Below are 20,664 nucleotides of genomic sequence, written 5' to 3'. Positions count from 1 at the left end.
AGGAGCACACAAGAACATGCGAATCACGCGCATCGCGGCCTTCGCCGCCGTCGCCACGCTTTCGCTCGGCCTTGCCGCCTGCGGCAAGGAGGGCACGCCCACCCCGGAGACCCCGGCGGGCCAGTCCGGCGCCCCGCAGGCCCAGAGCGACGCCTGCACCTCGTCGGGCGCCTCGTTCACGCCGGCCACCGGCGTCGACATCGCGGGCAGCCCGACCTTCGCCCGGATCAAGTCGGCCGGCAAGGTCGTCATCGGCATCAAGTTCGACCAGCCGAACCTGGGCTACAAGGACGCCTCCGGCAAGCGCTGCGGCTTCGACATCGAGATCGCCCAGCTGATCGCCTCCAAGCTCGGCGTCGACCCGTCGAAGATCGAGTACAAGGAGGTCGCGTCCGCGAACCGCGAGACGTCGATCAAGGGTGGCGAGGTCGACTACTACGTCGGCACCTACTCGATCACCGACAAGCGCAAGGCCGACGTCTCCTTCGCCGGCCCGTACTTCATCGCCGCGCAGGACCTGCTGGTGCGCAAGGACGACACGTCCATCACCGGCTCGGACTCGCTCAAGGGCAAGACGGTCTGCTCCGCCACCGGCTCCACGCCGATCCAGCGGGTGCGCGACCAGAAGCTCACCGACAAGATCGTCGAGTTCAAGACGTACTCCGAGTGCGTGTCGCAGCTGATCGACAAGAAGGTCGACGCGGTCACCACCGACGACGCGATCCTCAAGGGCTACGCGGCGCAGAACCCGAGCATGCTCAAGGTCGTCGGCAAGCCGTTCACCGACCCGGCGACCGGCAAGCCGTACCCCGAGAAGTACGGCATCGGCCTCGCGCACGACGACAAGGCGCTGCGCGACTTCGTGAACGCCTCGCTGGAGGCGGCGGAGAAGGACGGCACCTGGCAGAAGATCTACGACGGCACGCTGGGCAAGTCCGGCTCGACCGCCACGATCCCGCCGCTCGAGAAGTACTGATCCTGACACCGGGACGCCGCCCCTTCCACGGGGCGGCGTCCCGCCCTCATTCCCCTCCGATGGGCAGCGGATGAACGAGTTTCTACACGTCCTCACCGACAACTGGGACATCATCGGGTCCCACTTCCTGAGCACGATCGAGCTGTTCCTGATCGCCGCGGTCGGTTCACTGGTCCTGGGCACCCTGCTGGCCGCGATGCGCGTGTCGCCGGTGCCCACCCTGCGCGGCTTCGGCACCGGCTACGTGCTGCTGCTGCGCAACTGCCCGCTGACGCTGGTCTTCGCGCTGCTGATCTTCGCGGTGCCCAAGCTCGACGTGACCATCGGCTACTTCGAGAGCGCCTGCATCGCGCTCATCGCCTACACCAGCGCCTTCGTCTGCGAGGCGCTGCGCTCCGGCATCAACACGGTGCCGGTCGGGCAGGCCGAGGCCGCCCGCGCCCTGGGCATGACCTTCGGCCAGGTGCTCACGCTCGTCGTGCTGCCCCAGGCGTTCCGCACCGTGGTGCCGCCCATGGTCAGCGTGCTCAACGCCATGCTGAAGAACACCACGATCGCGGCCGGCTTCTCCGTCGCCGAGGCCGGCGGGATTCTCTATTACCTCAACGAGCGCGGCGAGAACCAGATCTACACGCTGCTCTGGGTCACGGTCGGCTTCCTGATCCTGGTGATCCCGCTGATCGCCCTGCAGCGCTCGCTCGAACGCCGGTGGGGGATGGCCCGATGAGCAACGTTCTCTACGACCTGCCCGGCCCCAAGGCCCGGCTGCGCAACCGCATCCTCAGCGTCGTCGGCGCCTTCGCGATCATCGGCCTGCTGACGTTCATCGTGCTGCGCTTCAACGACACCGGGCAGTTCGACTCGCTCAAGTGGCAGCAGTTCGAGTACGCGTCGATCCAGCAGCAGCTCGTCGACGGGTACATCACCACGCTGCAGGCGGCCGGGGCGGCGGCGGTGCTCGCGCTCGTCTGGGGTGCGCTGCTGGCCGCCGGGCGGATCAGCGACCACTGGTTCTTCCGGGCGCCGGCCACGCTGATGGTCGAGCTGTTCCGGGCCATCCCGCTGCTGGTGCTCATCTTCTTCGCGTACTACGGCCCGATCCAGCTCGGCTACAAGGTCGGCCCGTTCTGGCCGCTGGTGATCGGCCTCACGCTGTACAACGGCGCCGTGCTCTCGGAGATCTTCCGGGCCGGCATCCTGGCCGTGGCCAAGGGCCAGTCCGAGGCGGCGTACGCGCTGGGCATGCGCAAGACCCAGGTCATGATGTCGATCCTGCTGCCGCAGGCGATCCGGGCCATGCTGCCGGCCATCGTCAGCCAGCTCGTGGTGCTGCTCAAGGACACCGCGCTGGGCTTCATCATCCAGCTGCCCGAGCTGCTGTACGCGGCCAAGCAGATCGGCGGCCGCCTGCCCTTCGGCCTGCCGTACGTGCAGGCGTACCTCGTCACCGCGGTCATCTACATCGGCACCTGCGGCCTGCTCTCGGCGCTGGCGTTCTATCTGCAGCGGCGGCTCATGGGCGGCCGGCGGCGCAAGACGACCGCCAAGCCGGTGCCGCTGACCAACGACACCGGGGCGGGGATCCCCGCGTAAGCATGCGGATTGGCAAGGTTGCGCCCGATGCGTACGCTGCGCGAGTGGCGGACACTGGCTTCCGGTTGGGCATCGACTTCGGCACATCGAACACGGTCGCGGTCCTGCGCTGGCCGGACGGGCGCACCAAGCCTCTGCTCTTCGACGGCTCTCCCCTGCTGCCGTCGGCGGTCTACGTCAACGCCGACGGCAGCGTCCTGACCGGACGCGACGCCGTGCACTCCGCGCGGCTGCAGCCACACCGGTTCGAGCCCTACCCGAAGCGCCGCGTCGAGGAGGGCACCGTCTGGCTCGGCGAGCGCGAGGTGCCCGTCGCCGAGCTCGTCACCAGCGTCCTGCGCCGGGTGGCGGCCGAGGCCGAGCGGGTCGCCGGGGCCAAGCCGTCCGCCGTGATGATGACCCACCCCGCCACCTGGCCCCCGCAGCGCCGCCAGACGCTCACCCAGGCCGCGCTCGCCGCCGGGCTCGCCGCGCCGCTGCTGTCCTCCGAGCCGGTCGCCGCGGCCTCGTACTTCGTCGGCACCGTCGGCACCCACGTCCCCGTCGGCGGCATCGCGGTGGTCTACGACTTCGGCGCCGGCACGTTCGACGCCAGCGTGGTGCGCCGCAACCAGGGCGGCGGCTTCGACGTGCTGGCCAGCGAGGGCCTGCCGGACGCGGGCGGCCTCGACGTCGACGCGGCCGTGGTGGCCTACCTCGGGCGCAACTTCGCCGGCCGCGAGGGCGACCAGTGGCGGCGGCTCACCAACCCGGAGACCGAGGCCGACCGGCGGGCCGCGTGGCAGCTGTGGGAGGACGCCCGGCTGGCCAAGGAGATGCTCAGCCGCGCCGCGACCACCTACGTGCACGTGCCCCTCTACGACGAGAGCGTCCCGATCGGCCGCGAGCAGCTCGAGGAGCTGGCCCGCCCGATCCTGAACCGCACGGTCACGGCCACCCAGATCGCGGTCAGCGCGGCCGCGCTCGGCGACCGGCCGGTCTCCGCGCTCTTCCTGGTCGGCGGGTCCAGCCGCATCCCGCTCGCGGCGACGCTGCTGCACCGCGCGTTCGGCCTGGCCCCGACGGCGATCGAGCAGCCCGAGCTGGTGGTGGCCGAGGGTGCGCTGCACCTGGCCCCGCCGACGGGCCGCGCTCCGGTCTCGGGCGCCGGCGGCGGCATCTCGTCCCCGATCTCGGCGCCGCCGATCTCCGGCGCGCCGACGTCGGGCGGCCGGGCCCCGGAGCTCAGCGGCGACGTGGCGGCCGCGCCGGTGTCGGCGCAGCCGGTGTCGCCCGGGTTCAGCATGCCGTCGAACACCCCGCACATGCCGCCGGTGATGCCGACCGGGGCGATGCCGCCCGTACAGCCGCCTCGTCCTGTTGCAATGCCGCCGGTGCAGCCTGTTTCGACGCCGCCTCGGGTTGTTTCCGCGCCGCCGACGGTTTATCACCAGCCTCCGATGCCGCAGCAGCCCGTCACCGCGATGCCGGCGAGCCCGGCTCCGGCGTGGCAGGGGGGCTATCAGGCGGTACAACCGCCGAAAAAGCGCAGGGGAGGACAGCTCGCGGCCGTCGGAGGCGGTGCGCTCGTCATCCTGCTGCTCATCGGCGGGATCGTCTGGGCGGTCAACCGCAACGACGATCCGGTCGGCCCGGTCGGCCCGTCCAGCAGCGCGAACGCCGCAGCGGCCTCCCCGGCCTGCGGGCACAAGATCGCCTTCCTCGGCATGTCCAGCGGCGACAACTCCGACGACGGCGTCATGATGCGCAACAGCGTCCGGCTCGCCATCGACGACTTCAACGCCGCGCACGCCGGCTGCAAGGTCGAGTTCAAGGAGTTCGACACCACCGGCACCGACGACGGCGCCAAGACCAAGGCCCAGCTGGCGGTGGACGACCCCGAGGTGATCGGCGTGGTCGGCCCGATCTACGACAACGAGATCCTCGCCGCCGGCCCGATCCTGGAGGCCAACAAGCTGGCGATGATCACGCCGTTCGCGCCGGACGAGAAGCTCGCGCAGCGCGGCTGGGCCACGTTCCACCGCCTGATCGGCACCGACGGCGACCAGGTCCGCGCGGCCGCCGTCTACCTCAAGAACACGCTCAAGGCCAAGAAGACGGCGATCGTGTACGACGACTCCGACTTCGGCACGCTCGGCCGCACCGAGCTCACCACCGCGCTCGGCAGCGCGACGGGCGTGTCGGTGGCGATCCGCCAGACCGACACCGACTTCGCCTCGGCGGTCAAGTCCGTCACCGACTCGGGCGCCGACGCGGTGTACTTCGCCGGCCTCTCCGCCGACGGGATCAACTTCGTGAAGGCCCTGCGCGCGGCCAAGCCGGACCTGCCGATCGTGGGCTCGGACAAGCTGTTCACGCAGAGCTTCGTCGACAAGACCGAGGGCAAGGCGGAGGGCGTGACCATCACCTGCCCGTGCGTGCCGTCGAAGGACGCGGGGGCCGACTTCTCCTCGAAGTACCAGGGCACGTTCGGCGCGCAGGCCAGCTACTACGGGCCCGAGGCGTACGACGCGACCGGGGTCTTCCTGGCCGGCTTCCTGGCCGGCAAGGGCAGCCGCGAGGACATGCTGACCTGGATGGCGACCTACAAGGGCAAGGGCGTGGCGACGAACCGCGAGATCAAGTTCGACGCCCGCGGCAACCTCGACACGGCCGACAAGGTCGTCTGGTCCTACAAGGTCAAGGGCAAGTTCGTCGTGACCGACTCGGTGATCGCCCCGGCGTAGCGCTCAGCGCGCGATCTCGGTGACCCGGGACTCGCGCACGACGGTCACGCGGATCTGACCGGGGTAGGTCAGCTCCTCCTCGATCTGCTTGGCCACGTCCCGGGCCAGCACGGCGGCGCCGATGTCGTCGACGTCGTCCGGCCGCACCATGACCCGGATCTCGCGCCCGGCCTGCATCGCGAAGACCTTCTCCACGCCCGACTTGCCGCCGGCGATCTCCTCGATCCGCTCGAGCCGCTTGACGTACGCCTCCAGGCTCTCCCGCCGCGCGCCCGGCCGCCCGCCGGAGCAGGCGTCCGAGGCCTGGGTGAGCACGGCCTCGATGGTCTGCGGCAGCACCTCGTTGTGGTGCGCCTCGATCGCGTGGACGACCTCGTCGTGCTCGCCGTACTTGCGCGCGACGTCCGCCCCGATCAGCGCGTGGCTGCCCTCGACCTCGTGGGTGAGCGCCTTGCCGATGTCGTGCAGGAACGCCGCCCGCTTGATGATCGACGGGTCCAGGCGCAGCTCGGAGGCCATGATCCCGGCGATGTGGGCGGTCTCGACGAGGTGCTTGAGCACGTTCTGGCCGTACGAGGTGCGGTAGCGCAGCCGCCCCAGCAGCGTCATGAGCTCCGGGTGCAGGTCGGTGATGCCGACCTCGACCAGCGCGTCCTCGGCCGCGCGGTGGCAGAGCCGCTCGACCTCGTGCTTGGCCTGCTCGAAGACCTCCTCGATGCGGTGCGGGTGGATCCGCCCGTCGAGCACCAGCTTCTCGAGCGTGAGGCGGCCGATCTCGCGGCGTACCGGATCGAAGCACGACAGCAGCACGGCCTCCGGCGTGTCGTCGATGATCAGGTTCACCCCGGTCGTCGACTCGAACGCGCGGATGTTGCGCCCCTCGCGGCCGATGATCCGGCCCTTCATCTCGTCGCTGGGCAGGTGCAGGACGCTGACCACGCTCTCGGCGGTCTGCTCACTGGCCACCCGCTGGATCGCGTCGACCACGATGTGCCGCGCGCGCTGCTCGGCCGTGTTCCGCGCGTCGCTCTCGATGTCCCGCACGAGCAGCGCCGCCTCGCGCTTGGCCTGCGCCTCGATCGTCTCCACGACCTCGACCCGCGCGGCGTCGGCGGTCAGCCCGGCGATCCGCTCCAGCTCCTGGCGGTGCCGCTCCTCGCCCTCGGCGAGCTCGGTGTCGCGCCGGGCGATCGAGCCTTCCCGTTCCAAAAGATCCGCTTCGGTACCGCTGATGCGCCGGTCCCGCTCCGCCAGCCGCTCGGCCTCCTCGGCCAGCAGCCGCTCCCGCTCGTCGAGCCGGCGCTGCCTGCGCTCGGCGTCCTGCGACTGCTCCTTCGCGACCGCGGTGAGCTGGTTGACCTCGCGCTCCCCCGCCCGCCGCGCGGCCGCCCGGGCCTGCTCGGCGTCGGTCTCGGCCTGCCGGTGCGCCCGCTCGAGCAGCGAGTCGGCCTCGGCCCGGGCCGCGTCGAGAATCCGCCGGGCCTCCGAGCGCGCGGCGCTCGCCTCGGCCTTCGCCGCAGCCGCCTCGGTACGCGCGGCAGCCGCCGCCGCCCGCGCCTCATCCACGGCCGCCGTGGCGTCCTCGGCCGCGGTGCGCAACGAGGCGAGCGAGTTCTCCTGCCGGTCCTTCTCGGCCAGGAACGCGGGATCATCGGTGGTCTGCAGCACCGCGGGCGCGCTGCCGCCGAGCCGCCGCACCACCTTCAGCGCGACGATCAGCACGGCCACGACGACGACCACGAGCACCGCCAGCGCCACCGTCAGCGCGATCTGCACCCCGGTCACGCCGCCACCTGCCCGTGCCGGCCCGAGCCCGCCGTCCCGCTCACACCCACCGCCCCGTCACCTTGGGCGGTCCCGCCCCCGGTTGCCACCCTACTTGGGCCGGCGGCCCGGATTCGCCGCTCACGCCCGAAGCGCACGGTTCGCCCGGCGACTTCACCACCGGTTTCGGGTTCGGCGTTCGGTCCCGGGGCCGTCAGGCCGTCGGGGCTTGCGGGGTCGCAGAGGATGACACGGGCGCGCTCCGTCACGACGTCACCTCGCTCCGCTCAGCGCCGCGCACACGCGACGGCGGGTATGGGGGAGGAGACGCCCGACCACTGCGCATCAAGGTACATCAATATCGAGGGCTAGAAGCCCCCGCTGCTGGGTCGCAACTAGCGCCGACACCTCCCGCAAGGCGTGGCGCTCATATCCGCTATAAAAGTCGCAAGTGATGCTGATCTGTGACGCGATCTATGTTGTGCGGTAAACCCGCGGTGGTTGGGCGGTCTCCATTTGGTAACGCCGAGGCTAGGTCGTGAGGGGCGCTTCGGTCAAGGACTGATGATCGGGCACCATACGGCACGTAAGTCCGTCAAGTACCCCCGCCAGCCGAAACACCCCACCGGCAACTTTTGCACGGATCTTTCCGGCATGTCGGTCGACAAACGCCAGAAATCTCCACGCTGGGTAGCCATTGGAACGCCGACCGCGTTCACGGCCACCCCGACGCCAGCGACCATCCAACCACAGCCCGTGTCGACGGCCAACCGCACCATCGATGCTCATCACCCTGCGACCGCACTCCGGCCACGCACCGCAACCAGCGGACCAGGCCGGCGGGCCATGCGGCCCTTTGCAGCACGGCGGCCACAAAGGTCGGGTCAATCCCGGCAGCGACGGCCGGCGGGCGGGTTACTGAGCGTCAGGATCGACGGCGGCATCGGCCAGCGCGTCGGCATCGATGGAGTCGGCAAACTCGGCCGCGTCCTCCCGCTCGGCCAGCGCCTCTTTGACGAGCCGGATCGCCAACCCGGGCGGGTACCCCTTGCGCCCCAGCATCCCGACCAACCGCCGAAACACGGCCTCGGGCGTGCCGCGAGTCTCGGTGCGCAGCCGCCGTACGACCAGTGCCTTCGCCGTCTCCTCCTCCATCTCCGGCGTCAGCTCCTCCAGCGCCTCCCCCATCTCGTCGGAGGAGACTCCCTTGCGCCGAAGCTCCCCGGCCAGGGCCCGCTTGGACAGCCCCCGCCCCTGATGCCGGCTGCTGACCCAGGCCCGCGCAAACGCCGCGTCGTCGATGATCCCGACCTCGTCGTACCGATCGAGAATCTCCGCCGCGATCTCGTCCTCCACGCCGCGCTTGCGCATCGCGGTCGCGAGTTCGGCCCGCGTCCGGGGCCGCACGGCGAGCTGTCGCAGACAGATCTCCCGAGCCGCCTCGCGCGGGTCCATCGGCTTCGCCGGCGGCGCATCCCGCTTCCCGCGTCCCTGCCCACGCTCGCGCCCACCACGCCGGTCGCGCCGGTCGGAGGATTCACCCGCTGTTTCAGAAATTTCGGAAATGTCCGAAGTGGCCGCCCCGCCGGACAAGCTTGGAGAGTCGTCATCGCTCCACGGCAGCGACCGCGCCCGCCTCCGCCCGCCGTCCGACGGCGCAGATCCAGTCGACTCGGCAGAGTCCGGATCGCTCCACGGCAGCGACCGCGCCGCGCGCTTCCGGCCACTCTCCGCAGGTGCCGAGTCGGTCGACGCAGCAGAGCCGGCGTCGCTCCACGGCGATGACGGCGCCGCGCGCGTCGGGCCCCTCCCTGCGGGTGCCGAATCGGTCGACGCAGCAGAGCCGGCGTCGCCCCACGGCGATGACGGCGCCGCACGCTTCCGGCCCCTCCCTGCGGGTGCCGGGTCGGTCGACGCAGCAGGGCCGGCGTCGCTCCACGGCGATGACGGCGCCGCGCGCTTCCGGCCCCTCTCCACGGGTGCCGGGTCGGTCGAAGTCCGGGAATCGGCATCCGACCAGGGCGAACGCGCCGATTTCCGCCTTGCCGAGGAGCCCGCACGCCCATCCGCGGGCTCATCGCGGTCACCGGAAAGGCCGAAGTCGCCGAGGTCGCCGGAATCGCTGAAATCGCCGGAGCTGGAGGAGCCGCGGCGAGCAGCCCGGGTGGACGATTCCGTGTCCTGGCCAAAGGCTCGCGCGCCACCCTCGCGACCCGAAAGCGCGGAGTCAGGAAGCCGAGCCGGCGCCGACGAGGGATCAGCCCACGGATTCCCCGGCCCGGGCTCAAAGACAGGACGAGGCGCGCTCGAAGCAGCAGCCCCCTCCGCCCAGGGATTGCCCGGCTCAAGCTCCCAAGCGGGCCGCTCCACCCCATCTGAAGCCGAAGCAGAAGCCGAAGCAGAACCCGAACCAGAAGCGGCACCCGGAACGGCACCCGAACCAGAAGCCGCAGCCGACGCAGAACCCGCCACGGAGGCCGAACCCGTGGGCGACACAGAACCCGCGGGCGACACAGACCCCGCCGAAGCGGAACCCGCCGCCGAAGTCGAAGTCGCCACGGCAGCAGAACCCGCGGTCGGCTCAGAACCCGCCACTGAAGCCGAAGCCGGCGCGCCCTCAGAAGCCGCCCAAGGATTCTCGCCCCCGGGATCGGCCCAGGGCGCCACCGCCGGCGAAGCCGCCCCGCCCCGTTCAGACCGCCGCCGCCCGGCAGAAGACCCGTCGCCCTCCGCCGCGAGCCAGGGATTCTCCTCGCCCCCGCCGGACATGCGCTACCTCCACCAGTACCAACAAGCTCGCAAGAGACCCGGTGCCGCCCCGAGCGGCTTGGCCCGCTGAGGCCGGCACCGGGGGTCCCAAGCGACGCGCCGAGCAAAGCAGCGGCGCGCGAAACGAGCAGGAAGCGTCAGAAGTCGACCGGCGCCGTCTCCGGGCCGCCGGCCGCGTCGGTCGACTGGCCGACCCCGACGCCCAGCTTCTCCTTGATCTTCTTCTCGATCTCGGCGGCCACGTCGGGGTTGTCGCGCAGGAACTTGCGCGAGTTCTCCTTGCCCTGGCCGAGCTGGTCGCCGTCGTACGTGTACCAGGCGCCCGACTTGCGGATGATCGTCTGCTCGACACCGACGTCGATGAGGGAGCCCTCGCGGGAGATGCCCTTGCCGTACATGATGTCGAACTCGGCCTGCTTGAACGGCGAGGCCACCTTGTTCTTGACGACCTTGACGCGGGTGCGGTTGCCCACCACGTCGGTGCCGTCCTTGAGGCTCTCGATGCGCCGGACGTCGAGGCGGACCGAGGCGTAGAACTTCAGCGCGCGGCCACCGGTCGTGGTCTCCGGGCTGCCGAACATGACGCCGATCTTCTCGCGGAGCTGGTTGATGAAGATCGCCGTGGTGCCGGAGTTGTTGAGGGCACCGGTGATCTTCCGCAGCGCCTGGCTCATGAGGCGGGCCTGGAGGCCGACGTGGCTGTCGCCCATCTCGCCCTCGATCTCGGCCCGCGGCACCAGGGCGGCGACGGAGTCGATGACGATGATGTCGAGGGCGCCGGAGCGCACCAGCATGTCGACGATCTCGAGCGCCTGCTCACCGGTGTCCGGCTGGGAGACGAGCAGCGCGTCGGTGTCGACGCCGAGGGCCTTGGCGTAGTCGGGGTCGAGGGCGTGCTCGGCGTCGATGAACGCCGCGATGCCGCCCTGGGCCTGCGCGTTGGCGATGGCGTGCAGCGCGACGGTGGTCTTGCCGCTGGACTCCGGGCCGTAGACCTCGATCACCCGGCCGCGGGGAAGGCCGCCGATGCCCAGCGCCACGTCGAGGGCGATGGAGCCGGTCGGGATCACGGCCATGGGGGCGATGACGCGCTCGCCCAGCCGCATCACGGAGCCCTTGCCGAACTGCTTGTCGATCTGCGAGAGGGCGAGTCCCAGCGCCTTCTCCCGGTCAGGTTGCACTGCCATGTCCGTCACCCCTGGGTTCGCGGTCTTCGTCGGCGTTCGCTTGGTCACGCTGACACGTTAAGCGCCGGGTATGACAAAAAATTCGAAGCGACGCCCAACGAGCGAGAAGAGTACCCGTACATCTGTACGATCAGCACGCCGACACGCCGAAAAACCTCACCTCAAGCGGGCAGGAACACGCTCCGGATACGCCGCGACTACAGCGCGCCAAACTTCGGCGGTGTCGAAGCGCCCGGCCAGGGCCTCCTCGATCGTCAGGCCGCCGAGCTGCGACAACACCTGGTCGTGGGCGATGCTGTGGGCATACGCGGACCCGAAGACCTCCTCGAGCCGCTGCCAGAAATCCGTCAGACGCACGAACCCAACCTAACGGAGTACCCGGGCAAGCAAAGGGACCGCGGTCACTGCGGCGAGGAGGGCCAGCACGGGGTACCCGAAGAAATCGACGACCACCCCGGACAATGCGCCCGCCGAGGCGCCCGCGACCCCCATGACGACGTCGGAGAGCCCCTGGACGCCGGCCCGCTCCTGCACCGGCACCGATTCCGACAGCAGCGTCGACCCGGCCACCATCGTGCCGTTCCAGCCGAGCCCGAGCAGCGCCAGCCCGATCGACAGCCGCCAGGTGTCGTGCCCCGCCGTCCCGGCCAGCGCGCACGCGGCCAGCAGCACCACGATGCCCCCGGCGATCACCGGACGGCGCCCCAGGCGGTCGGTGAGCAGGCCGACCACGGGCGCGAAGGCGTACATCCCGGTGATGTGGATGCTGATCACCAGCCCGACGACGCGCAGCAGGTCGCCGTGGTCGTGCACGTACTCGCCGATGTGCACGGGCGTCATCGACATCACGCCGACCATCACCACGTGCCCGACCGCGACGGCCGCGACCCCGGTGCGCGCCCCGGGACTGGCCCGGATGGTCCGCGCGGCCTGTCGCCAGACGCCCTTCGCGCCCGGCCGCGCCCCGCCGGCGGTGAGCAGCGGGTCCGGGCGCAGCGCCACGAAGATCACGGTCGCGCCGATGACGAAGGCGAGCACGCTGAACAGGTACGGCCCGCCGTACTCCGGCACGCCCCACCGCCCCAGCAGCCGGTCGGTGTACGGGGCGAGGTTCGGCCCGGCGACCGCCCCGACCGTGGTGGCCCACACGACGATCGACAGGTGGCGGGCCCGCCGGTCGGGCGCGGCGAGGTCGACGGCGGCGTAGCGGGACTGCAGGTTCGCCGCGCTGGAGCCGCCGAAGAGCAGCGTGCCCAGGAACATCAGCGGCACCGAGGAGATCCGCGCGGCCAGCACGACCAGCAGCGCGCCGATCGCCCCGACGGTCAGCGCGAAGACCAGGCCCGGCCGCCGCCCGCCGGTGCGCATCAGGCGGGTCGCCGGGATCGCGATCACCGCGCCGCCCACGACCGCGCAGCTGCCGGCGATGCCCGCCGCCCACGGCCCGGCCAGGGAGGAGGCCAGCAGCGCCCCGACCGACACCCCGCTGGCGACGCCCAGGCCGCCGATGATCTGTGTGCCGACCAGCAGGCTCAGCGTGCGCCGCTGCAGCGCCGCGACGTCGAGCGCGGTCGGTTCCTCAGTGAGCAAGGACCGAGACTATCGCCTCCGCGGCCTCGGCGGCGTCCTCGCCATCGGCCCGCACCAGCACCGTCGAGCCGGCGGTGGCATTGAGTGCCATCACCGCCAGTACACTGCGGGCGTTCGCTTTCTTTTCCCCGAAAACCACTTCGACGGTACTGCGAAATCGCGCCGCCACCCGCACCAGCGCCCCCGCCGGCCGGGCGTGCAGGTCCTCCGGCAGCACCACGGTGCGCTCAGAGCTTGCGGACATCGCGGGCCTCCACGGCCGTCTGGGTGACCGCGTCCAGCGTCGCCCCGGTCCCGGCCAGCACCGCCGCCGCCACGGCACCCTCCACGAACGGCGCGTCCACGAGCACCGCATCGTTGGCGACGCGGTCCTCGAGCACGGTGCGCGCGGTGAGCACGGCGCTGCCCAGGTCCGTCAGCACGAGCACGCCGGCCCCGCGGTCGGCCCGGTCGATCGCCACCAGGATGCGGTCGTAGCTGGTGCCCAGCCCGCCGTCGTCGGTGCCCCCCGCCGCCTCGATCGGCACCTCCTCCCCCGCGACCTGCACGAGCATGTCCCGCAGGCCGTGGGCCAGCCGCTCGCTGTGCGACACCAACACGATCCCCACCAGTTGCGCCATACCAGGCATGCTATGTGCATGAAAAAGTTCATCAACGACCCGGCCGACGTCGTCCGGGAGGCGCTCGCCGGGCTCGCCGCCGCCCATCCCGAGCTGCGGGTGGACCTCGAGGAGCAGTACGTCGCGCGCGCGGACGCGCCCCGCCCGGGCAAGGTCGGCCTGATCTCCGGCGGCGGCTCCGGGCACGAGCCGCTGCACGCCGGCTTCGTCGGCCCCGGCATGCTCGACGCCGCCTGCCCCGGCGAGATCTTCACCTCACCCGTGCCGGACCAGATCCTGGCCGCCACCAAGGCCGCGGACGGCGGCGCCGGGGTGGTCCACGTGGTGAAGAACTACACGGGCGACGTGATGAACTTCCAGCTGGCCGCCGAGCTCGCCGACGAGGAGGGCCTGCGCGTCGAGACGGTGCTCGTCGACGACGACGTCGCGGTCGAGGACTCCACGTGGACCGCCGGCCGCCGCGGCACCGGGGCCACCCTGCTGGTCGAGAAGATCGCCGGGGCACTCGCCGAGGAGGGCGCGGACCTCGCCGCCGTCGCCGCGATCGGCCGGGCCGTCAACGAGCGGTCGGCCTCGTTCGCCGTCGCGCTCGCCGCGGGTACGACGCCCGCTTCCGGAAAGCCGGGATTCGAGCTCGCCGACGACGAGATCGAGGTCGGCGTCGGCATCCACGGCGAGCCGGGCCGCAGCCGCGAGCCGATGCGCCCCGCGCGGGAGCTGGCCGCGCTGATCGTCGACGCCGTGCTGAGCGCGAAACCGGTGGCCGGCGAGCCGCTGATCGTGCTGGTCAACGGCATGGGCGGCACACCCCAGATCGAGTTGTACGTCATGTTCGCCGAGATCTCCCGCCTCCTCGCCGCCGCCGGGGCGACCGTCGCGCGCTCCCTGGTCGGCAGCTACGTGACCAGCCTCGACATGGCCGGCATGTCGCTCACGGTGTGCCGCGCCGACGACGAGCTGCTGCGGCTGTGGGACGCGCCCGTGCGCACGCCCGCGCTGCGCTGGGGGGTGTGACCGTGGACGAGGCTCTGGCCAGGGCCTGGATCGCCGCCGTGGCGGATTCCGTCCGCGCGGAGGCGCAGCACCTGACGGATCTCGACACGGCGATCGGCGACGGCGACCACGGCGTCAACCTGCGCCGCGGCTTCGACGCGGTGACCGCCGCCCTGGCCACCCTGCAGCCCGGCTCGGCCGGCGACGTCCTGGGCAAGACCGGCACCACGCTGCTGTCCAAGGTCGGCGGCGCATCGGGCCCGCTCTATGGCACCGTCTTCCGCGCGCTGGGCAAGACCCTGCGCGACGGCGGCACGTTCGCCGAGGGCCTGCAGGCGGCGCTGGACGGCGTCCAGAAGCTCGGGAAGGCCGAGTTCGGCGACAAGACCATGGTCGACGCCCTGGCCCCCGCGGTCGCGGCCTACGCCTCGGCCGAAGGAGCGCCCGAAGCGGCCCGGGCCGCCGCAGAAGCGGCAAAAACAGGAGCGGCTTCGACGGTACCGCTGGTGGCTCGCAAAGGCCGCGCGTCGTACCTGGGCGAACGCAGCGCCGGCCACCCCGACCCCGGCGCCACGTCGACCGCCCTCATCCTGGAGGCCCTCGCGCGCGTCACCGCCGAGGCCTCCTCGTGATCGCGGGCTTCACAGCCCCAGCGACCGCCCGATGATCTCCTTCATGATCTCGGTCGTCCCGCCGTAGATCGTCTGCACCCGGCTGTTCAGCCAGGCCTTGGCCACCGGGTACTCCATCATGAACCCGTACCCGCCGTGCAGCTGCACGCAGCGGTCGGCCACCTTGTTCTGCAGCTCGGTCGTCCACCACTTGGCCTTGGCCGCGTCGGCGACGCTGAGCCGCCCCGCGTTCTGCTCCACGATGCAGTGGTTCAGGAACGTCCGCGCGATCGTGACCTCGGTGTCGAGCTCGGCCAGCAGGAACCGGTTGTGCTGGAACTTCCCGATGGGCCGGCCGAACGCCTCCCGGCTGCGGACGTACTCCAGCGTCATGGCGAGGACCGTCTCGGCCGCCGCGACCGCCGCCACCGCGATCCCGAGCCGCTCCCGCGGCAGGTTCGCCATCAGGTGGTAGAAGCCCGCGTCCTCCTGCCCGATCAGGTGGTCGGCGGGAATCCGGCAGTCGTCGAAGAACAGCTCGGCGGTGTCGTTCGCCTTGAGCCCGACCTTCTCCAGCCGCCGCCCGCGGGTGAACCCCGGCGTCCCGGTCTCCACCCCGAACAGGCTGATCCCGTGCGCCCCCTTGGCCCCGTCGGTCTTGGCCACGACGACGACCAGGTCGGCCATCTCCCCGTTGGTGATGAACGTCTTCTGCCCGTTGAGCACCCACGAGTCCCCGTCGCGCACCGCGGTGGTGCGGATGCCGGCCAGGTCGCTCCCGGCCCCGGGCTCGCTCATCGCGATGGCGGTCACGATGTCGCCGGAGCAGAACCCGGGCAGCCACCGCTTCTTCTGCTCCTCGGAGGTCAGCTCGGTCAGGTACGGCGCGACGACGTCGTTGTGCAGCCCGAACCCGAGCCCGGACGCCCCGGCCGCGATGATCTCCTCGACGAGCACCGCATTGAACCGGAAGTCCCGCTGCCCGCCCCCGCCGTACTCCTCGTCGACGTCCATGCCGAGCAGCCCCGCCGCGCCGGCCTTCCGCCAGATCTCCCGATCGACGATCCCGGCCTTGTCCCACTCGTCGTTGTGCGGCACGGCCTCACGCGCGAGAAACTCCCGGCACAGGTCGCGGAACGCCTCGTGCTCGGCCTCGTACAGGTGCTGCTCCATGCGGCCAGTGTGCTGGGCGAGACACGGTCTCGCCTAGAGCCCGAGCATCCCGTACAGATGGTCCGGCAACGGCTGCGCGTCCTTGGGCTCGACGACGTCCAGGGCGGTCCCGAAGTCGGTGTACGCGGCCTCGACGGTGTTGTCCGGGATCTTCACCGTGACGCCGACCAGCCGTTCCTGCTCATCGACGGTGGCCTCGAACGGCACCGCCTTGGCGGCGTCCCCGAGCTGCATGACCTGCCCGACGTTGACCGGCCCCCACGCCGCGACCCGCGTCATGTCGACGGTCCCGCTGTACTTCCGCCCATCCCGCCGCACGTCGTGCGTGGCGGCGATCAAGGCCTGCACGCCGGTGGGGTCCTTGGTCGCGCTCAGCCCGAGCGCCCCCGGCTTGGTGACCTTGGCCGTGTCCACCTTGTACCAGGCCTGCCCGTCGAAGCCCGGCAGCGGCAACCCGGTCAGCCGCGTGTACGCGGTCCCGCGCACCTCGCGGGTGTCGATGGTGAGCGAGGCCCCGCTGGAGCTGACGGCGACGGTCGCGTCGAGCAGATCGGCCAGGGGGTCGATGCCGCCGGTGTAGCTGCCTTCCTTGGCCGTCACCTTGAACCGGTAGCTGCTGAACCCGAGATGCCAGACCCCGGCCGCCAGCCCGGTCGGCGACGGCTTGACGCTGACCGTCGGCGCCGGCGCGGGCGCCTTGTGCGTGCACCCCGCCGCGGCCACCAGGGCGAGCACGGCCCCCACCGCCGCCACGAAGCGCCGCCGCAGCAGCCGCCCTCGACCGTCGCTCGTCGCCGTCGCACGCCCGAGCGGGCCGCTGTTCTTCGCGCCCTCACGCGAGTCGCCGTCATACGGGGCGCGGTTCAGTGATCCGCGGTCTCGCCGGGCAGGGGCCCGGAAGCTGGACGGTCGCGGGCGGGTCGACGGGCTGGTCCTCGTCACGCGGCGGAGCGTACCGGGCGGGGTCCGCCGCCGGCGCGGCGCGAAAGCGAAAGTTCAGTTGTTCAACAGGTTGTACACAGCGGCGTTGGCCGGGGCCACGTCCGCCGTCTTCGGGACCGTGACCTGCACCGGCTTGCCCTGGTCGCGGTAGTCCACGGCGAGGGTGCGCTCGGCCGTCGCCCCGTACGCGGGGACCGTCACCCGCACCGAGGCCAGCCGCCCCTGCGCGTCCAGCGTCACCACGAACGGCACCGCCTTGGCCCGTTCGCCGAGCGTCGCCAGGCCGGCCTGGTCGGCGAGCCCGAGATCGCCCCCGCGCGTGAGGTCGTACGTGCCGGTGATCGTCCCGCCGTCCTCCAGCCGCGCCTGGCCGACCCGGGCCGCGAAGTCCTGGCTGCTGGTCGGGTCGTTGGTCTCGAACAGCCCGATGATCTCGGTGTGCGTCACCTTGGTCCGGTCGAACCGGTACCACTTCTTCGCGCTCACCCCCGTCGCCGGGATGCTCGTGCGGAAGTACCGCTCGCCGCCCCCGAGCACGATCCCCTCCAGCGAGAACTTCACCCCCGACGCGACCGAGTCCAGCCGCGCCTGCCGCTTCCCGGCCGGGTCCACGACGCCGGTGACCGTGCCGTTGTCGATCTTCATCGTGTAGCCGTACGTCGCCGTCTGCAGCGACTTGACCGCCGCCGCCAGCGCGTCCTTGCCGGCCTTGACCGCCGGGTCGGCCGACGCCGCGGCCGAGGTCGACTTGTCCCGGTCGGCCCCTCCCCCGCAGCCGGCCAGCCCGAGCAGCACCAGCACCGCCACGACGACCTCGGCGACCACCTTGCCCCGCCCGCCGAACCGCCACCACGACCCCGAACCCCGCCGCCCGGCCCGCCGGCCCGCCGCGGGCCCTCCTGCGGGAACGGCAGCCACGGCGGCGGGAACAGCAGCGACCGCGGCGGGAACAGCGACGACGGCGGGGGGAACAGCGACGACGGCGGCCGGAACGCCGGCGACCGCGGCGGGAACAGCGACGACCGCAGCGGGAACGGCGGCCATGGCGGTCGGAATGCGCGGGGCCGGCACGACGACCGAAGCATCGGGAGCCGAGGCCACCGACACCACCACCCGAATCCGGGCGTCGATCGGAAGCGCCGGTGGAATGCGGTCGCACGAGGTCCGCGCCGGCAGCTCGGCCCTGGCCCCACGCAGCGCAGGCCCGGCCACCGCAGGCACCGCCACCGCAGGCGCCGCCACAGCAGGCGCCGCCACAGCAGGCGCCGTCGCCGCGGGCGCCGCCAGGACCAGGCAGGTGGCCCGGATGCCCCAGGTCGCCGGCGGGCACTCCGGCGCCGGGGCCGCGACCGAGAGCGAGCATGCGCTGCGCGCCGACAGGCCCGCCCCGGACGGTTGGTCCGGGCGGAGCAGGAGCGGAACCGTCGGCAAGGCCAGCCCGGCCGACGGCGTCGAAGTCGTCGCGTGGGGGTGGTCGGGACGCATGCTCTTCCTCCCTGAATGAGCGTCCGGCGCGGCCCGAAGACCGGCCGGATCCCTGCGGCGGTGCCGCCTACTCCCCGTTCAACAGTCGACAGGCCGTTGTGGGTGCGTCGATTGGTCAAGTTCGTGCAGGGCAAAGCGAGCACCGCCCGCCCCCGTTTTTCGCGGGCGGTGCTCCGAGCGATGCGGACGTTAGCGGCAGGGTCCGACATTTTTCGGTTGCCGCTGCTCAGGGGTCGGCTGCTATTGTACTGCCACATAACAGCTTTTGTACTAGTACAAAGGAGCGCACCGTGGACACGTATCAGCAGACGGCTCGCAGTACGCCGCGGCGGCTGGCCGAGCGGGCCTCCTACGACGCCGCGCTGGTGCACGCGGTCCTGGACGAGGCGTACGTCTGCCACGTCAGCTACGTGGCCGGCGGGGAGCCGCGGGTGCTGCCGACGCTGCACGCGCGGGTGGGCGACACGCTGTACCTGCACGGCTCCACCGGCAGCCGCCCCATGCTCGCCGCGCGGGAGGAGGGCCTGCCCGTCTGCGTCGCGGTGACGATCATCGACGGGCTCGTGCTGGCCCGCTCGCAGTTCCACCACAGCGCCAACTACCGGTCGGTGATCGTGCACGGCACCGCGCGCGTCGTCACCGGCGAGGAGGAGCGCACGCGGGCCTTCGCCGCGCTCGTGGACAAGGTCGCGCCCGGGCGCGACGCCGACAGCCGCCGCCCCAACCGCCGGGAGCTCGCGCAGACCTCGCTGCTGGCGCTGCCCCTCGTCGAGGTTTCCGCCAAGGTGCGCAGCGGCGGGCCCAGCGACGATGCCGAGGACCTCGACCTGCCGCATTGGTCCGGTGTGGTACCGCTCCAGCTCACGCGGGGCCGGCCGGTGCCGGTGGAGGCACAGGCAGTACCGACGCCGGCTTATCTGCAATCGGAGCGCGACGTCTGGCGGCGCCCCGTCCCGCTGCGCGGTCGCGACCTGGTGCTCGAGCCACTGGATCATGCGCACGCGCCCGAGCTGTTCGCCGCGCTCGACGACGCCGAGGTGTGGGCGCACCTGACCATCCCGCGCCCGCGGTCCGCGGAGGACATGGCGGGCGTCGTCGCGGCCGCGCTGGCCGACCCCGACCGGGTGCCGTTCGTGCAGCGCGAGGTCGCGACGGGGCGCATCGTGGGCAGCACCTCGTTCTACGCGGTGAGCCCGGTGCAGCGCGGCGTCGCGATCGGCCACACCATGATCGGCCGGCCCTGGTGGCGCACCGGCGTCAACACCGAGGCGAAGCTGCTCATGCTGGCCCATGCGTTCGACACGCTGGGCGCGCTGCGCGTCGAGTGGCACACCGACGTGCGCAACGAGCGGTCGCAGCGCGCGATCGAGCGGCTCGGGGCGCAGCGCGAGGGTGTTCTGCGCAACCATCGCCAACGGGCCGATGGAACCCAGCGCGATACCGTGCTGTACTCCATGATCGCCGACGAATGGCCCGCCGCACGGGACCGGCTGGCCGCGGCACTGGAATCCGGAGGCGTCACGTGCTCGGCATCACCAACCCACTGACCTATGTCCTCGGCACACTCGCGATCGTGCTGCTGCCGGGCCCGAACTCGCTCTATGTGCTGTCGGTGGGCGCCCGCCGCGGCGTGCGCGACGGCTACCGCGCAGCGGCCGGGGTGTGGCTCGGCGACGCCGTGCTCATGGCGTTGTCGGCGGGCGGCGTCGCGTCGCTGCTGCACGCGTACGGGTGGCTGTTCGGGATCGTGAAGTACCTCGGCGCGGCGTACCTGGCGTTCGTCGGCATCCGGCTGGTCGTGAGCACGCTGCGGCGCCGGCGCGCGGAGGCGGTGCAGCAGGAGGAGGCCGCGCCCGCGCCCGCCGACCGGCCGTTCCGCCGCGCGCTGGTGATCAGCCTGCTCAACCCGAAGGCGATCCTGTTCTTCGTCTCGTTCTTCATCCAGTTCGTGGACCCGGCGTACCCGCACCCGGCCGTCAGCTTCCTGATCCTCGGCGCGGTCGCGGAGGTGCTCAGCGCGCTGTACCTGACCGCGCTGATCTTCGGCGGCCGCTTCCTGGCCGACCGGTTCCGGGCCCGGCGCACCCTCGCCAAGGGCCTGACCACGCTGGTCGGCGGCGCGTTCCTGGCGTTCAGCGTGAAGCTGGCGACGTCCAGCCTGTCCTGAGCAGGCCGCATGGGGGTCCCCCGCCCGACCGGACGGGGGACCCCTTCGCTGCCCGGCCAGGCAAGTAC

The 20,664-nt window shown here is 71.8% G+C and carries 18 protein-coding genes; 8 read left to right on the top strand and 10 right to left on the bottom strand.

Features of this window, described 5'->3' with window-relative positions; translation table 11 throughout:
* Positions 1-16: 16 nt before the first annotated feature.
* The 4 genes from ACQPZ4_RS08120 (at position 17) to ACQPZ4_RS08105 (ending at position 5,295) form a co-directional block, all read left to right on the top strand.
* Positions 17-976 carry a transporter substrate-binding domain-containing protein gene (locus tag ACQPZ4_RS08120; protein WP_433057513.1) on the top strand — a complete coding sequence of 320 codons (960 nt, stop codon included), beginning with the start codon at positions 17-19 and terminating at the stop codon, positions 974-976.
* 70 nt (positions 977-1,046) lie between these two features.
* Positions 1,047-1,703: an amino acid ABC transporter permease gene (locus ACQPZ4_RS08115; protein WP_433057512.1), complete on the top strand. Its 657-nt coding sequence runs from the start codon at positions 1,047-1,049 to the stop codon at positions 1,701-1,703.
* The gene (locus ACQPZ4_RS08110; protein ID WP_433057511.1) at positions 1,700-2,569 is read left to right on the top strand and encodes an amino acid ABC transporter permease; all 870 of its coding nucleotides are present in this window, start codon (positions 1,700-1,702) and stop codon (positions 2,567-2,569) included. The genes ACQPZ4_RS08115 and ACQPZ4_RS08110 overlap by 4 nt, the downstream gene beginning before the upstream one ends.
* 44 nt (positions 2,570-2,613) lie before the next feature.
* Complete coding sequence (locus ACQPZ4_RS08105) at positions 2,614-5,295, top strand: ABC transporter substrate-binding protein (RefSeq protein WP_433057510.1); 2,682 nt, start codon at positions 2,614-2,616, stop codon at positions 5,293-5,295.
* A 3-nt stretch (positions 5,296-5,298) separates the two neighbouring features.
* Here ACQPZ4_RS08105 and rny read toward each other — a convergent pair whose 3' ends face one another.
* From rny to dhaM, 7 genes are all read right to left on the bottom strand, one after another.
* Positions 5,299-7,002 carry a ribonuclease Y gene (gene rny, locus ACQPZ4_RS08100; RefSeq protein ID WP_433066376.1) on the bottom strand — a complete coding sequence of 568 codons (1,704 nt, stop codon included), beginning with the start codon at positions 7,000-7,002 and terminating at the stop codon, positions 5,299-5,301.
* A gap of 972 nt (positions 7,003-7,974) precedes the next feature.
* Positions 7,975-8,652 (bottom strand): regulatory protein RecX, encoded by a 678-nt coding sequence (locus tag ACQPZ4_RS08095; protein WP_433057509.1) that lies wholly within the window; start codon positions 8,650-8,652, stop codon positions 7,975-7,977.
* A 1,313-nt stretch (positions 8,653-9,965) separates the two neighbouring features.
* The gene (recA, locus tag ACQPZ4_RS08090; protein WP_433057508.1) at positions 9,966-11,015 is read right to left on the bottom strand and encodes a recombinase RecA; all 1,050 of its coding nucleotides are present in this window, start codon (positions 11,013-11,015) and stop codon (positions 9,966-9,968) included.
* A gap of 156 nt (positions 11,016-11,171) precedes the next feature.
* Positions 11,172-11,372 carry a DUF3046 domain-containing protein gene (locus tag ACQPZ4_RS08085; RefSeq protein ID WP_433057507.1) on the bottom strand — a complete coding sequence of 67 codons (201 nt, stop codon included), beginning with the start codon at positions 11,370-11,372 and terminating at the stop codon, positions 11,172-11,174.
* A gap of 9 nt (positions 11,373-11,381) precedes the next feature.
* A complete protein-coding gene (locus tag ACQPZ4_RS08080) occupies positions 11,382-12,605 on the bottom strand; it encodes an MFS transporter (protein ID WP_433057506.1) in 1,224 nt (407 codons plus the stop codon).
* A complete protein-coding gene (locus ACQPZ4_RS08075; protein ID WP_433057505.1) occupies positions 12,595-12,825 on the bottom strand; it encodes an HPr family phosphocarrier protein in 231 nt (76 codons plus the stop codon). Before ACQPZ4_RS08075 ends, ACQPZ4_RS08080 begins: the two co-directional genes overlap by 11 nt.
* Positions 12,826-12,832: 7 nt before the next feature.
* Positions 12,833-13,225, bottom strand: coding sequence for a dihydroxyacetone kinase phosphoryl donor subunit DhaM (gene dhaM / locus ACQPZ4_RS08070; RefSeq protein ID WP_433057504.1), 393 nt, complete (start codon positions 13,223-13,225; stop codon positions 12,833-12,835).
* 18 nt (positions 13,226-13,243) lie between these two features.
* Here dhaM and dhaK point away from each other — a divergent pair, with 18 nt between their 5' ends.
* Both dhaK and dhaL read left to right on the top strand, forming a co-directional pair.
* Entirely contained in the window at positions 13,244-14,239 is a 996-nt protein-coding gene (gene dhaK / locus ACQPZ4_RS08065; RefSeq protein WP_433057503.1) for a dihydroxyacetone kinase subunit DhaK, read from the top strand.
* Between the two features lie 2 nt (positions 14,240-14,241).
* Positions 14,242-14,850: a dihydroxyacetone kinase subunit DhaL gene (gene dhaL, locus ACQPZ4_RS08060; protein WP_433057502.1), complete on the top strand. Its 609-nt coding sequence runs from the start codon at positions 14,242-14,244 to the stop codon at positions 14,848-14,850.
* Between the two features lie 9 nt (positions 14,851-14,859).
* On the opposite strand, the gene ACQPZ4_RS08055 is transcribed toward dhaL, so the two are convergent.
* The 3 genes from ACQPZ4_RS08055 to ACQPZ4_RS08045 are packed head-to-tail and all read right to left on the bottom strand — an operon-like array spanning position 14,860 to position 18,429.
* The gene (locus tag ACQPZ4_RS08055; protein WP_433057501.1) at positions 14,860-16,002 is read right to left on the bottom strand and encodes an acyl-CoA dehydrogenase family protein; all 1,143 of its coding nucleotides are present in this window, start codon (positions 16,000-16,002) and stop codon (positions 14,860-14,862) included.
* Between the two features lie 33 nt (positions 16,003-16,035).
* On the bottom strand, positions 16,036-16,944 hold the full coding sequence (locus ACQPZ4_RS08050; protein WP_433057500.1) for a hypothetical protein: 909 nt from the start codon (positions 16,942-16,944) through the stop codon (positions 16,036-16,038).
* Between the two features lie 54 nt (positions 16,945-16,998).
* The gene (locus ACQPZ4_RS08045) at positions 16,999-18,429 is read right to left on the bottom strand and encodes a hypothetical protein (RefSeq protein WP_433057499.1); all 1,431 of its coding nucleotides are present in this window, start codon (positions 18,427-18,429) and stop codon (positions 16,999-17,001) included.
* A 290-nt stretch (positions 18,430-18,719) separates the two neighbouring features.
* On the opposite strand from ACQPZ4_RS08045, the gene ACQPZ4_RS08040 reads away from it, so the two are divergent.
* Together ACQPZ4_RS08040 and leuE are read left to right on the top strand one after the other, a co-directional pair.
* Positions 18,720-19,976, top strand: coding sequence for a bifunctional pyridoxamine 5'-phosphate oxidase family protein/GNAT family N-acetyltransferase (locus ACQPZ4_RS08040; RefSeq protein ID WP_433057498.1), 1,257 nt, complete (start codon positions 18,720-18,722; stop codon positions 19,974-19,976).
* Positions 19,898-20,596, top strand: a complete 699-nt coding sequence (gene leuE, locus ACQPZ4_RS08035) for a leucine efflux protein LeuE (protein ID WP_433057497.1) — start codon at positions 19,898-19,900, stop codon at positions 20,594-20,596. Before ACQPZ4_RS08040 ends, leuE begins: the two co-directional genes overlap by 79 nt.
* The last annotated feature ends 68 nt before the right edge of the window (positions 20,597-20,664 follow it).

The organism is Dactylosporangium sp. CS-033363 (assembly GCF_050942475.1).
Classification (GTDB): domain Bacteria; phylum Actinomycetota; class Actinomycetes; order Mycobacteriales; family Micromonosporaceae; genus Dactylosporangium.
This window is presented reverse-complemented; position numbering and strand designations above follow the sequence as displayed.